16 protein-coding genes and 2 tRNA genes are annotated in these 12,742 nt (G+C 72.6%); 11 read left to right on the top strand and 7 right to left on the bottom strand.

Annotation, left to right across the window (positions count from 1 at the left end; translation table 11 throughout):
* Positions 1–88: 88 nt before the first annotated feature.
* From AC3A5R_RS20460 to AC3A5R_RS20445, 4 genes are all read left to right on the top strand, one after another.
* Positions 89–958 (top strand): aldo/keto reductase, encoded by an 870-nt coding sequence (locus AC3A5R_RS20460; protein WP_487622616.1) that lies wholly within the window; start codon positions 89–91, stop codon positions 956–958.
* A 96-nt stretch (positions 959–1,054) separates the two neighbouring features.
* Positions 1,055–1,795, top strand: coding sequence for a ribonuclease PH (gene rph / locus AC3A5R_RS20455; protein ID WP_487622615.1), 741 nt, complete (start codon positions 1,055–1,057; stop codon positions 1,793–1,795).
* Positions 1,792–2,412: an RdgB/HAM1 family non-canonical purine NTP pyrophosphatase gene (gene rdgB / locus AC3A5R_RS20450; RefSeq protein WP_487622614.1), complete on the top strand. Its 621-nt coding sequence runs from the start codon at positions 1,792–1,794 to the stop codon at positions 2,410–2,412. The genes rph and rdgB overlap by 4 nt, the downstream gene beginning before the upstream one ends.
* The gene (locus tag AC3A5R_RS20445) at positions 2,409–3,980 is read left to right on the top strand and encodes a molybdopterin-dependent oxidoreductase (RefSeq protein WP_487622613.1); all 1,572 of its coding nucleotides are present in this window, start codon (positions 2,409–2,411) and stop codon (positions 3,978–3,980) included. Before rdgB ends, AC3A5R_RS20445 begins: the two co-directional genes overlap by 4 nt.
* Here AC3A5R_RS20445 and AC3A5R_RS20440 read toward each other — a convergent pair.
* The gene (locus AC3A5R_RS20440) at positions 3,961–4,365 is read right to left on the bottom strand and encodes a RidA family protein (RefSeq protein WP_487622612.1); all 405 of its coding nucleotides are present in this window, start codon (positions 4,363–4,365) and stop codon (positions 3,961–3,963) included. The two genes, AC3A5R_RS20445 and AC3A5R_RS20440, sit on opposite strands and share 20 nt — an antisense overlap.
* 40 nt (positions 4,366–4,405) lie before the next feature.
* Between AC3A5R_RS20440 and AC3A5R_RS20435 the strand changes: the two genes are divergently transcribed.
* The 4 genes from AC3A5R_RS20435 (at position 4,406) to AC3A5R_RS20420 (ending at position 5,656) form a co-directional block, all read left to right on the top strand.
* Positions 4,406–4,485 (top strand) — tRNA-Leu (locus AC3A5R_RS20435).
* Positions 4,486–4,538: 53 nt separating this feature from the next.
* A complete protein-coding gene (bcp, locus tag AC3A5R_RS20430; RefSeq protein ID WP_487622611.1) occupies positions 4,539–5,012 on the top strand; it encodes a thioredoxin-dependent thiol peroxidase in 474 nt (157 codons plus the stop codon).
* Between the two features lie 30 nt (positions 5,013–5,042).
* Positions 5,043–5,297, top strand: coding sequence for a DUF3618 domain-containing protein (locus AC3A5R_RS20425; RefSeq protein ID WP_487622610.1), 255 nt, complete (start codon positions 5,043–5,045; stop codon positions 5,295–5,297).
* A gap of 65 nt (positions 5,298–5,362) precedes the next feature.
* A complete protein-coding gene (locus tag AC3A5R_RS20420) occupies positions 5,363–5,656 on the top strand; it encodes a GroES family chaperonin (RefSeq protein WP_083707007.1) in 294 nt (97 codons plus the stop codon).
* 21 nt (positions 5,657–5,677) lie between these two features.
* On the opposite strand, the gene AC3A5R_RS20415 is transcribed toward AC3A5R_RS20420, so the two are convergent.
* The 4 genes from AC3A5R_RS20415 to AC3A5R_RS20400 form a co-directional block, all read right to left on the bottom strand.
* On the bottom strand, positions 5,678–6,559 hold the full coding sequence (locus AC3A5R_RS20415; RefSeq protein WP_487622609.1) for a hypothetical protein: 882 nt from the start codon (positions 6,557–6,559) through the stop codon (positions 5,678–5,680).
* 99 nt (positions 6,560–6,658) lie between these two features.
* Entirely contained in the window at positions 6,659–7,165 is a 507-nt protein-coding gene (locus tag AC3A5R_RS20410) for a hypothetical protein (protein ID WP_487622608.1), read from the bottom strand.
* Positions 7,166–7,203: 38 nt separating this feature from the next.
* Entirely contained in the window at positions 7,204–7,911 is a 708-nt protein-coding gene (locus AC3A5R_RS20405) for a response regulator transcription factor (protein ID WP_487622607.1), read from the bottom strand.
* Complete coding sequence (locus AC3A5R_RS20400) at positions 7,908–9,086, bottom strand: sensor histidine kinase (RefSeq protein WP_487622606.1); 1,179 nt, start codon at positions 9,084–9,086, stop codon at positions 7,908–7,910. Before AC3A5R_RS20400 ends, AC3A5R_RS20405 begins: the two co-directional genes overlap by 4 nt.
* 207 nt (positions 9,087–9,293) lie before the next feature.
* On the opposite strand from AC3A5R_RS20400, the gene AC3A5R_RS20395 reads away from it, so the two are divergent.
* On the top strand, positions 9,294–10,022 hold the full coding sequence (locus AC3A5R_RS20395; protein WP_487622605.1) for an ABC transporter ATP-binding protein: 729 nt from the start codon (positions 9,294–9,296) through the stop codon (positions 10,020–10,022).
* On the top strand, positions 10,019–10,762 hold the full coding sequence (locus AC3A5R_RS20390; RefSeq protein ID WP_487622604.1) for an ABC transporter permease: 744 nt from the start codon (positions 10,019–10,021) through the stop codon (positions 10,760–10,762). Before AC3A5R_RS20395 ends, AC3A5R_RS20390 begins: the two co-directional genes overlap by 4 nt.
* Positions 10,763–10,787: 25 nt before the next feature.
* Here AC3A5R_RS20390 and AC3A5R_RS20385 read toward each other — a convergent pair whose 3' ends face one another.
* Together AC3A5R_RS20385 and AC3A5R_RS20380 are read right to left on the bottom strand one after the other, a co-directional pair.
* Entirely contained in the window at positions 10,788–11,429 is a 642-nt protein-coding gene (locus AC3A5R_RS20385) for a hypothetical protein (protein WP_487622603.1), read from the bottom strand.
* Between the two features lie 112 nt (positions 11,430–11,541).
* Positions 11,542–11,614: transfer RNA gene (locus tag AC3A5R_RS20380), tRNA-Lys, on the bottom strand.
* A 243-nt stretch (positions 11,615–11,857) separates the two neighbouring features.
* Here AC3A5R_RS20380 and AC3A5R_RS20375 point away from each other — a divergent pair.
* Positions 11,858–12,715 (top strand): pyruvate, water dikinase regulatory protein, encoded by an 858-nt coding sequence (locus AC3A5R_RS20375; protein ID WP_487622602.1) that lies wholly within the window; start codon positions 11,858–11,860, stop codon positions 12,713–12,715.
* The last annotated feature ends 27 nt before the right edge of the window (positions 12,716–12,742 follow it).

Raw genomic sequence — 12,742 nt, 5'->3', positions numbered from 1 at the left:
CTGCCGGTCGGTGCCGTGCCGGTCGCCCGCGGCGTGGGTACGCACCCGGGTGAACACCAGCGACCCACCCATCGTCCAGGGAGTCACGTTGCAGCAACGCACCATCGGAGACCGCACCGTCAGCGCGATCGGGCTCGGCGGCATGCCGATGTCGATCGAGGGCCGGCCCGACGAGGCCCGGTCCGTCCGCACCATCCACGCCGCGCTCGACGCCGGCGTCACGTTCATCGACACCGCCGACGCCTACCACCGCGATGCCGGCGAGGTGGGCCACAACGAGTCCCTCATCGCCAAGGCGCTCGGCTCCTGGGCCGGCGACGCAGGCGAGGTCCTCGTCGCGACCAAGGGCGGCCACCTGCGCCCCGGCGACGGGTCGTGGACGCTCGACGGACGTCCCGACCACCTCAAGCAGGCGGCCAAGGCCTCGCTCCAACGCCTCGGTGGCGACGCCATCGGCCTGTACCAGTTCCACCGCCCCGACCCCGACGTGCCGTACGCCGAGTCGGTCGGCGCGCTCGCCGACCTGCTCGACGAGGGCGTCATCGCGATGGCCGGCATCTCGAACGCGAACCCGGACCAGATCCGCGAGGCGCAGCAGGTGCTCGGCGGCCGGCTGGTCTCGGTGCAGAACCAGTTCTCGCCGGCGTTCGGCAGCAGCCGCCCCGAGCTCGAGCTGTGCGACGAGCTCGGTCTCGCGTTCCTGCCGTGGAGCCCGCTCGGTGGCATCAGGAAGGCCGGCGACCTCGGCAGCGAGCACGACGCGTTCCAGCAGGTGGCCGACGCTCGCGGCGTCAGCCCGCAGCAGGTGGCCCTTGCCTGGGAGCTGGCCCTGTCGCCGGTCGTCGTGCCGATCCCGGGAGCCTCTCGCCCCGAGAGCATCACCGACTCGGTGCGCGCCGCCGACCTCGCGCTGTCCGCCGAGGAGCTCGCTGCCCTCAAGGCCGCCACCCGCGGCTGACCGGGCGGCGTCTTACGGCCTGCGAACGAGGACTGCCGTGCCCGCGGCCGGGGGACGGTTCGGACCTAGCGTGGGGTCATGACTAGCCTCGGGAGCGTGACTGACCGACATGACGGCCGTGCCCCCGACCAGACGCGCGAGGTGCGGATCACCCGCAACTGGCTGGACCACGCGGAGGGCAGCGTCCTCGTCGAGTTCGGGCGCACCCGCGTCCTCTGTGCCGCGTCCTTCACCGAGGGCGTGCCGCGCTGGCTCAAGGGCAAGGGCACCGGCTGGGTCACCGCCGAGTACGCGATGCTGCCACGGGCCACGAACACGCGCTCGGACCGCGAGAGCGTGAAGGGCCGGATCGGTGGCCGCACCCACGAGATCAGCCGCCTCATCGGCCGCAGCCTGCGCGCCGTCATCGACACCAAGGCGCTGGGCGAGAACACCATCGTCCTCGACTGCGACGTGCTCCAGGCCGACGGCGGCACCCGTACCGCCGCCATCACCGGCGCCTTCGTCGCCCTCACCGACGCGATCGAGGACGCCCGCGCCAAGGGCCTCATCGGCAAGAACGCGCAGCCGCTGACCGGTTCGGTGGCGGCGATCTCGGTCGGCATCGTCGCGGGACAGCCGGTCCTCGACCTCGACTACCCCGAGGACTCGACCGCCGAGACCGACATGAACGTCGTCATGACCGGGGACGGGCGCTACGTCGAGGTCCAGGGCACCGCGGAGGGCGAGCCGTTCGACCGCGCCCTCCTCGACGGCCTGCTCGAGCTGGCGGCCAAGGGGTGCGCCGACCTCACCGAGCGCCAGCGTGCGGCGCTCGCCGAGGAGGTGGTTCGGTGACGAAGGTCGTCCTCGCCACCCGCAACCACCACAAGGTCGAGGAGCTGCGCGAGATCCTCTCCGACGTCTGCGCCGAGCTCGGGCTCGACATCGTCGGCCTCGACGAGTTCCCCGACGCGCCCGACGTCGTCGAGGACGGGGTGACCTTCGAGCAGAACGCGATCCTCAAGGCCGCCTCGGCGGCGAACGTCACGGGTCTGCCGGCGCTCGCCGACGACTCCGGTCTGGCCGTCGACGTGCTCGGCGGCTCGCCGGGGATCTTCAGCGCCCGGTGGTCCGGAGGCGGGGGAGACCGCGCCAACCTCGAGCTGCTCCTGGCCCAGCTCGGCGACGTCCGTGACGAGCACCGCGGCGGGGCGTTCGTCTGCGCGGCGGCCCTCGTGCTGCCCGACGGCCGGTCGACCGCCGAGCTCGGGCACTTCCCCGGCACCGTGGCGCGAGAGGCCCGTGGCACGAACGGTTTCGGTTACGACCCGATCTTCGTCCCATCCGGACAGCCGGCCGGCTCCGAACGCACACTGGCGGAGTACGACGCCGACGAGAAGAACGGCGTGTCGCACCGCTCGCTCGCGTTCCGGGCGATCGTGCCGCACCTGAAGGAGCTCCTGAGGCCATGACGACGACCAGCCCGGCCCCCACCGTCCCCAGCAGCCCGACGACGCGCACCCCCGCGCGGGTAGGCGCGGTGGACGGCGTGGTGGCCGGGCTGCTCACCGTCGGCATCGGCACCCTGCTCGCGGCGCTGCTCACGTGGACGGGCGCCAGCAGCGGCCAGCCCGGTCCGGTCGCCGCCGTGAGCGGGGCGTTCATCGACCGGACCCCGCCGTGGCTCAAGGACTTCGCGGTGTCGACCTTCGGCACCAACGACAAGCGTGCCCTCCTCGTCGGGGTCGTCCTCGTGCTCGCACTCGCGTGCGCCGCGCTCGGAGTGCTGGCCCACCGGAACCTGACGGCCGCGCTCGTCGCCTTCGCGGTGCTCGGGGCCGTCGGTGTCGCGGCGGTGCTCTCGCGCCCGGGCGCGAGCGCGCTCGATGCCGTGCCGACGCTGCTCGGCACCCTCGTCGGGCTGTGGTTCCTGCGCCGGTCCGTGGCGCCCCGTGCGTCAGGCCGGGGAGCGGCGGGCGCCGGCGGCCCATCGCGGCGCTGGCTGCTCGGTGGTGCCGTCGGTGCTGTCGCGGCGTGGGTCGGCGGCGTCCTCGGCGGCAGCTCGACGGCCGCCACCGCTTCGCGCGAGGCCGTGGCGGCAGCACCCGCCCGTGCCGCGTCGGTGCCCGTCCCCGCGGGAGCCGACCTCAAGATCCCCGGCCTGACGCCGTTCATCGTTCCCAACGACGACTTCTACCGGATCGACACCGCCATCGTCGTGCCGCGCGTCGACGCCAACGACTGGACGCTCAAGGTCACCGGGATGGTCGAGCGCGAAGTCGAGATCGACTGGAAGACCCTGCAGTCCAAGCCGATGCAGGAGGCGCTCATCACGCTGACGTGCGTCTCCAACGAGGTCGGCGGCGACCTCGTGGGCAACGCCCTGTGGACCGGGTGGCCGGTCCGTGAGCTGCTGAAGACAGCCGGGCCCAAGGCGGGCGCCGACATGGTGCTGCAGACGAGCGTCGACGGGTTCACCGTCTCCACCCCGCTCACGGCGCTCACCGACGACCGCAACGCGCTGCTCGCGGTCCGGATGAACGGTGAGCCGCTGCCCTTCGAGCACGGCTTTCCCGTGCGGGTCGTCGTCCCGGGCCTCTACGGCTACGTGTCGGCGACGAAGTGGGTCACCGAGCTCAAGGTGACGACCTACGCCGAGGACGTCGCCTACTGGACGCCGCGGGGCTGGTCGGCCTTGGGGCCGATCAAGACCGCCTCACGCATCGACGTGCCGCAGGCCGGCGCGGTCGTCAAGGCCGGCACCGTCGCGGTCGCCGGCGTCGCCTGGCACCAGCACACCGGCATCTCGAAGGTCGAGGTGCAGGTCGACCAGCAGCCGTGGACGGAGGCCCGCCTCGCCGCCGACGCCGGCATCGACGCGTGGCGCCAGTGGGTCTACGAGTGGGACGCCACGCCGGGCAGCCACGACATCCGGGTGCGCGCCTACGACGACACCGGGCAGGTCCAGTCGCCGTACGAGGCACCGCCGGCGCCGGACGGCTCGACCGGCATCCACGTCGTCAACGTCCGGGTGGAGTGACGACGGCCTCGGCCTCGACCTCGACGAGCAGGTCGGGGTCGATGAGGGCGGACACCTGCACCATGGTCGCGGCGGGCCGCACGTCGGCGAAGACCTCGCCGTGGGCCCGACCGACCTCCTCCCAACGCCCGATGTCCGTGACGTACAGGCGAGTTCGCACCACGTCGGCGAACGAGGCGCCGCACGCGTCGAGCGCCTCGCCGACGATCTGCAGGGCGACGCGCGTCTGCTCGTAGGCGTCGCCCACGCCGACCACCTCGCCGTGGCGCACGGCCGTCGTGCCGGCCACGTGGACGAGGTCACCGACGCGCACCGCGCGTGAGTAGCCGACCGACGCCTCCCATGCGGTGCCGCTGCCGACCCGCCTCACCACCTGCTCGCGCATGCCCGAAGCCTAGGCAACTAGGCTGGGCCGCGGATCACGAGCGGACGTGGTGGAACTGGCAGACACGCAGGATTTAGGTTCCTGTGCTTCGGCGTGCGGGTTCAAGTCCCGCCGTCCGCACGAGCGCGCCGCACCCACGCGCCACCCTGGGGCACCCCGACGAAGGAGACATCGTGAGCGACCGCCTCGAGCCGGGCGACAAGGCCCCTGCGTTCAGCCTGCCCGACGACACCGGGGCCACGGTCGGCCTCGACGACTTCGCGGGCCGCAAGGTCATCGTCTACTTCTACCCGGCGGCGATGACGCCCGGCTGCACCAAGCAGGCGTGCGACTTCAGCGAGTCCATCGAGTCGCTGCGCAAGGACGGCTACGAGGTCGTCGGCATCTCCAAGGACGCCCCGGCCAAGCTCGCGAAGTTCCGCGAGCGCGACGCCCTGACGATCCCGTTGCTGTCCGACGAGGACCTGTCGGTGCACCGCGCCTACGGCGCCTACGGCGAGAAGAAGCTCTACGGCAAGACGGTCGAGGGCGTCCTGCGCTCGACGTTCGTCGTCGACACCGACGGCACCGTCAGCCACGCCCTCTACAACGTCAAGGCCACCGGGCACGTGGCCAAGCTGCGTCGCGACCTCGGCCTCGCCGACTAGAGTCGGGCCGGAACGGGAAAGGACCACGGCATGACTGACACCGCACGGATCGAGCAGGACATCCAGGCCACCCGAGCCCGCCTCGAGGGCACCGTCAACGAGCTGGCCTACCGCGCGCAGCCCGCGGTCATCGCGCAGCGCGGGCTCCAGGGCCTCAAGCTGCGACTCGACGAGGCCACCCACACCCCGGACGGCGAGCTGCGCATCGAGCGCGTCGCCGCCGTCGCGGCAGCGGTCGTCGTGGCAGCGGTCGTCGTCGGCCTGCTGCGCCGCCGCCGGCACTGAGCCGTCGGGTCGCTCACGTGGCGAAGAAGTCCGCGGCGTCGGCCGCCGAGAAGCTGCCGATCCGGATGCTGCACGACCGGGTCCTCGTCTCCCTCGAGTCGGAGGGGGAGCGGCGTTCCGGCGGCGGCATCCTCATCCCCGCCACCGCGTCGGTCGGCCGGCGTCTGGCGTGGGCCAGCGTCGTGGCCACGGGCGCAAGCGTCCGCCAGGTGCAGCTCGGCGACCGCGTCCTGTTCGACCCCGAGGAGCGCGCCGAGGTCGAGCTGCACGGGCAGGACTACGTCCTGCTCCGCGAGCGCGACATCCACGCCGTGGCGGCCCAGCGCGTCGAGGACGGGCAGACCGGCCTCTACCTCTGAGCCGGTCCCCGGGCGGCGGCGTCAGTCCGGCTGCAGCTTGAGCCAACGCAGCAGGCCGGGGCCGGGCCACACGGGCTTGGTCGGCATGGGCCACCGCTTCGGGTCGGCGGCGTGGAGCAGTGCGTAGCGGTCGTAGCAGACCTGCTGCGACACCGGCCCGTAGAGGTCGGCAGCCTCGGTCATCCACGCCTTGCGGTGCGAGGCCTGGTAGCTCGCCGGCATCGAGTCCCACAGTGCCGCGTTGAAGATGCGGACGGCGGCGTTGCGCCGGCCCGGTCGGATCAGCTCGTCGTCGAGCACCGTGCTGCCGAGGTCCGGGATGGCGGCGCCGGCGAAGTCGGCGGACCACCCCCGGTAGCCCAGACGCCAGACCCGGGTCATCTCGTCGATGTCGACCTCGCCGACCTTGCCCTTGCGCGGCCAGTCGGTGGAGCGGACGCGGCCGCCCCCGACCGACAGCGCGATGTGGCCGTGCTTGCCGCCGGCCCAGTACACCGGCGCCCCCGCCGGGGCAGCGGTCCCGGATCGACGCTGCGTCGACCGGTTCCACGCGGCGTTGGCGTCGGCGAGTCCGAACGAGTGCGGCGCCGCGATGCAGTTCCACACGAAGTTGCAGCACATCCCCGAGGGCAGGTAGGTCGTGAAGGCGCGGGCCTTGCCGACGCTGGCCCGGGGACCGCGGACGACTACCGGGCCCCGGTCGGTGCCGCCGCCCTCGGAACCGTCGTCGCCGGGTCCGCCCTCGTCGGACCACGGCAGGTCCGGCTCGGTGACCTGCTCGCCCTGGTCTCCGCGGTCGAGGTCCTTGTCGAACCCGTCGAACCCGTCGAACCCGTGGGCCGGCTCGAGCTCCGAGGCCGGCTCGAACGGCTCGAACTCCTCGGACTGGTTGCTCGTGCTCATCGTCGTTCCTCCTCCAACACTCATCGTTGCCTCGGAGGTCGGGGTGCGTCCGGGTGATACACGAAGGTGCCCGAAATGTCCCGGCAGGCCTCGGGAGCGTCAGTGCAGGAGAGTCTTGAGCACGATCATCGCGACGCCCAGCAGCCCGACGAGCAACGAGGCGCCCAGCAGTCGGACGCCGCGCAGACCGCCGGTGCTGCCCATCTGGTAGCCCACCACGACGAGCAGGACCACGGTGGCCGCCAGGGCGATGTTCACCGCAGTCCCGGTCTCGACCCGGAGCACCGCCTCGAGGAACAGCAGGGCCAAGGGCACGGCCGAGGCCGCCACCAGCGGCCAGCCGTCGAGGACGACGGTTCGCTGCTCGTGCCGCGTCAGGTCGCGGTGCAGCACGGTGCGGGTCGCCGTCCAGTGGACGAACGTCTCGGCCACCCAGTAGATGGCCAGGGTGCCGAGCAGCAGGAGGGCCACCCGGCGGATGGCGACGTCGTCCGGTGCGGTGGCCAGCACCGCGCCCGTGACGACGAGGCCGTAGAGGTGGGACGCGCGCCGCCGGTGCGCGTCTCCGGCATGGGACTCGGGACCACCGAAGTCGTCGTCGTCCACTGCCTGCTCCTCACCACGTCGACGCCCGTGGCGCCAGCCTAGGCGCGACCGGGCGAGCTCCGGGGAGAACCGCCACCGACGAGGCCCGACTCGTAGGCCATGACGACCAGCTGGGTGCGGTCGCGGGCGTCCAGCTTCATCAGGAGACGGCTGACGTGGGTCTTCGCCGTCGCCGCGGTGACGAACAGCGCCTCGCCGATCTCGCTGTTGGAGAGCCCCCGCGCGACGAGGCCGAGGACCTCGCGCTCACGGTCGGTCAGGGCGCCGAGGGACTGCGGTGCGGCCGTGGGCACGCCCGGGTCCGGTGTCCCTCGCGTGACGAACTCCTCGATGAGCTGCCGGGTCGCGGTCGGTCCCAGCAGGGAGTCCCCTCGGGCCACGACGCGGATGCCGTCGAGGAGGCCGGCGGGGGGCGTGTCCTTGAGGAGGAACCCGCTCGCCCCGGCGCGCAGGGCCGCGAAGACGTACTCGTCGAGGTCGAAGGTTGTCAACACGAGCACCTTTGTTGCGCAGTCGAGCTCGCTGATCTTGCGCGTGGCTGTCAGGCCGTCCAGAACCGGCATGCGGATGTCCATGAGCACCACGTCGGGCTCGAGCGAGCCCACGAGGTCGAGGGCCTCGGATCCGTCGGCCGCCTCACCGACGACCTCGAGGTCGGGCGCCGAGTCGACGAGCAGCACGAACGCGCCGCGCACGAGCGTCTGGTCGTCCGCGACCACGACCCGGATCTGCTCCGCGTCGGTCATCGTGGTGCCGCGCTACGGGGGATGAGCGCCCTCACCCGGAACCCACCGCCGAGCAGTGGTCCCGCCTCGAGCGTGCCGCCGTACAGCGCGACGCGCTCGCGCATCCCGGCCAGGCCGTGTCCGCGGCCTGCGGCGACAGGGGCCTCGAGACCCTCTGCCGACGCGCGCCCGTCATCGGTCACCTCGATCGTCACGCACCGGTCCGTGGCCCCGACCCGCACGCGCGCCACCGGGCCCCCGTGCCTGAGCACGTTCGTCAGCGACTCCTGCACGACGCGGTAGGCCGTCAGGTCGAGGGACGCCGGCAGGCCCACGTCGGTGTTGCGCTCGACCAGCACGCCGAGACCGGACCGTCGCACCTCGGCCAGGAGGTCGTCGAGGTCGGCGAGACCGTGTGCCGGACGCACGTCGGCAGGCTCGGATCCGTCCCGCAGCACGCCGAGCATCCGCCGCATCTCCGTCAGCGCGTCGCGCGACGTCGTCCCGATGACCTCGAGCGCCGCCCGGGCGCCGGCGACGTCGGTGTCGATGACGTGCGCGCCGACGCCGGCCTGCACGGCGATGAGGGACATCGAGTGGGCGACGACATCGTGCAGCTCCCTGGCGATGCGGAGCCTTTCGGCGGCGACCACGGCCCGTTCGCGTTCGGCGCGCTCACGCTCGACGAGGTGGGCCCGCTCCTCGAGCGCTGCCCACCGCAGCCGCCGCTGCCGGAGGTTGTGCGCCGCCAGCCAGGCCACGAGGGCCGCGAGGAGCGTCGCGGACCAGTCGCTCGGACCCGCCACTCCCGGCGGCTGCAGCGCGAGGGCGGCGACGAGCGCGACGAGGGTGGTCGCGAGCGAGATGACGGACTCCCGGCGGCGCTCGCCGTGCAGCGTGGTGCCGAAGAGCACGGCGAAGACGCCGAGTGCCGGGTACGGCGCGAAGTGCGCCGCCGACCAGGCGAGGAGCGCGGCGAGGGCCACGGCCAGGGCCGCAGAAGGCACCCGGCGGTGGACGGCATACGGGGCACTGAGGCCGACCGCGAGCAACCAGGCGAGCCCGTCGGCGGGTCGCTGCCCCGGCATGACGTGGCCCGGGAACGAGAGCACGAGCAGGGCCAGGAGCACCGCCGCCACGACCGCGTCGAAGAGCCGTGGGTCGATGCGCGGCATCCGCCGCCAGCGTCCGGCCATGCGTCCACGTTAGGCGCGCGGACAGCAACCCGGATCGGCTTTCGGGCGTACGTCCGGAGGCGTACGGCGCAGGGCCCAAGGGCTCCCTCGTCGGCTCTCGGGCGGACCCGCAGAACCGCCCTCTCGGCCGACGACGACGACACGGCCCGGGGCGGACCGTGGTGGACGACCCCGAACGGGGAGCACCCGACAACCTCAGGAGCCGCCATGTCCACCCTGTCCTTCCACGGGCTGACGAAGCGCTACGGAACGGTCACCGCCGTCGACGGGTTCACCGCCGTGGCGATGCCCGGTCGGGTCACGGCCTTCGTGGGTCCCAACGGCGCCGGCAAGACCACCAGCCTGAGAATCCTGCTCGGCCTCGCCGAGCCGACGAGTGGGACCGCCACCATCGGCGGCGTCGCGTACCGCGACCTGCCCTACCCGGCCCGCGTCGTCGGGGCGGTCCTCGACCAGGGGTTCCACCCGAACCGCTCCGCCCGCAGCCACCTGCGGATCGCCGCGCTGCAGGCCGGCGTCGATCCCGGACGGGCCGACGAGCTGCTCGAGCGCTTCGGCCTCGGGGCAGCCGCCCGCCGGCGCGTCGGCGGCTACTCCCTCGGCATGAGGCAGCGTCTGGCGCTGGCCACGGCCGTGGTCGCGAACCCCTCGGTGCTGGTGATGGACGAGCCGCTCAACGGGCTCGACCCGGACGGGATCCGGGAGATGCGTCGTTTCCTGCGCGCCTTCGCCGACCGCGGCGGAACCGTACTCCTGTCCAGCCACCTGCTCAGCGAGGTCGAGGCCGTCGCCGACGACCTCATCGTCATCAGCAACGGCCGGCTCGCCGCCGCCGGGCAGCTCGCGGACCTCGTCGCCGACAGCGACCTCGAGTCCCTCTTCCACAGCGTCACCCACCCCACCCACGCCGCGACCGCCGAGGAGTCCTGGTCATGACCCGTCTCATCGTCCTCGAGCTGCACAAGCTCCGGACCACGCCCGCCGCGTGGGTCAGCCTCGCGGTCACCCTCGTCCTCGGGGGGATGTCGGTCGCGTCCAACGCGCTCGTCCCCAACCCGAGCGGCCCACCGTTCGGCTCGACCGACCAGGTCAACCACGCACTGTCCGTCGCGGCGCTCACCTCGATGGTCATGCTCGTCATCGGGATCATCATGATGGCGGGGGAGTACCGCACCCGGACCATCGTCTCGACCTACCTCGCCCACCCCCGCCGCGGCCGGGTGCTCGCGGCCAAGCTCGTCACCGCCGCCGGGCTCGGTGCACTGCTCGGCGCCTCGGTCTTCGGCATGGCACTGCTCGAGGCTCACCTGCTCTACGGCGCCCGCGGCGTCGAGTCCCTTCCCGTCGACGCGACCCAGCTCTGGCTCGGGGCCACGGCCTCGTCGGCACTGTGGGGGATGCTCGGCGTCGCCATCGGTGCGATCACCCGGAACACCGTCGCCGCCATCCTCGGAAGTCTGGCGTGGGCCATGCTGGTGGAGACCGGGATCCTCGCGAACGTCGCTCCCGACATCGCCAAGTGGATGCCCGCCGGTGCCGCGCTCGCTCTCACGAGCGTCGGGAGCGCGGGGTCGGCACTGCTCCCGCCGGTGGCGTCGGCAGCGGTCCTGACCGCCTGGGCCGTCGCCCTGTCGGCCGTCGCAGCCCGGTTCACCCTGAGCCGCGAATCCCACTGACGGACAAGGGAGGGCGCGCTGGTCCTCAGCCGGATCCGACGGAGTCGACCACCTCGCCCGTCCGGATCCGGCGGACCCGTGTCGTGCCCGGGTGGCCGTCGACAAAGCCGATCCGGACGTCGAAGCCGGGGCCGGACGGCCCGACGAGGCGGACCGCCCACTCGCTGCCGAGATGCTGCTCGGCGCTGACCGACAGGGGCCGGCTCAGCACGTCGGGGTAGATGTCGGCCAGCCGGCGCCGTGCAGTCGCCATGGCCTCGTCGTGGCTGAGCACGTGCGTGGGCGCGTCCGCCGTCTCGTTCATGACGGCCCGGAAGGCGACCGCGACGGCCACCTCGAGCGCCTGCTGCTCGTGGCTGCGCTCGGCGGGGTCGGTCTCGTCGGCCCGGGGCAGCGGCATCGGTAGCGAGAGGCAGACGGTGACGGCGCTGGTCCTCCGGTCGCCGAGCCGGTGCTCGCGGCCGATCCGCAGCGTGCAGCCCTGACCTGGGCCGACCAGGGAGACGACGCGGGACAACGCGGACAGGTAGGTGGCGTCATCGGCGGCCTCGGCAGGGTCAGCGAGGTGGAGGTCGAGGACGAAGACCTCCTCCGGTCCACCCGGCCCGCCGAAGACGACGGCGACGTGGACGTCGTCGACGAGCCTGAGGTCCGGGAGGGGCGGCATGGGACCAGCGTCTTCTCTGCCGCGCGGGCGGTCAACGCTCCTCCCGCACGGGCCGCATGGCAAAGGCCCCGGAGACACTGTCTCCGGGGCCTTCGCTGTGCATTCTCACAAGTGCGCCGCCAGGGACTCGAACCCCGAACCCAGTGATTAAGAGTCACTTGCTCTGCCAATTGAGCTAGCGGCGCAACGAGGGGAAACGTTAGCAGTGAGAGGCTCGCCCGACAAAATCGGGCCGGCACCCGCCGAGAGCGGCGTCCGGAGGGGCCCGAGGCGCCCTCCCGCGACCTGTCCCGTCGATGGCGCGGCGCCGCTGAGCCCGGTGAGGTGCGTCACGTCACGGAAGGCGCACGTGCTCCGGCGGCGGTGTCCGGCGTCCGAGGGGGCTCATCGGGGACGGCCGCATGATCGGGCTGTGCGACAGTGGCCCCGTGGCCTCACTGTCGACGCCCGTGTCCGTTCCCGGGCCGACCCTCGCACCCACGCCGGCCTTCTTCCTCGCCGGCGGTACCGGCATCTCGGCCGAGACGCTCGGCAACATGATGCTGCAGCAGTTCCCGACGGTCGGGTTCGTCCGTCGCAAGATCCCGTTCATCCGCTCGGTCGAGCGGGCTCGCGAGGTCGTCGCCGAGCTCGACGCCGCGATGACCGACACGGTGACGCCGCTCGTCTTCTCCACCGTCTCCGACGAGGAGGTGTGCGCCGAGCTGCAGCGGACGCGGTGCGCCTTCATCGACCTGTTCGGCTCGCACCTGGTCACGGTCGAGCGAGTGCTGCACGTCAACGCCGCCCACCATGTCGGGGCTCTGCACGGCGTCGGCGACGTCGGTCGCTACGAGGCGCGGATGCGGGCCGTCGAGTTCGCGATGGAGCACGACGACGGCCAGAGCATGCGCAACCTCGAGCAGGCCGACCTCATCCTCATCGCGCCCTCCCGTTGCGGGAAGACCCCGACGTCGATCTACCTCGCGCTCCAGCACGGCATCAAGGTCGCCAACTACCCGCTCGTCGAGGAGGACTTCGGGTCGAGCGACCTGCCGCGCCCGGTGCGCCCCTACGCCGCCAAGTGCTTCGGGCTGCTGTCCACGGCCGCGCGCCTGAGCCAGGTCCGCGGGGAGCGTCGCCCCGGCTCGACGTACGCCAGCCTCGCCCAGTGCAGCTACGAGCTGCGCCGCGCGGCGGCGATGTACAAGGCCCACCGCGTACCCGTCGTCAACTCCTCGAACATGTCGGTCGAGGAGATCTCGGCCGTCATCATGCAGGCTCGTCGCCTCGGCGACGGCGCCTGACCCACAAACCAGAGCGAAAACCCGTGC

The sequence above is a fragment of the Intrasporangium sp. Soil_C_50 genome, assembly GCF_057656595.1.
The sequence above is the reverse complement of the archived record's forward strand: the minus strand, read 5'-3'. Positions and strand labels throughout refer to the sequence as shown.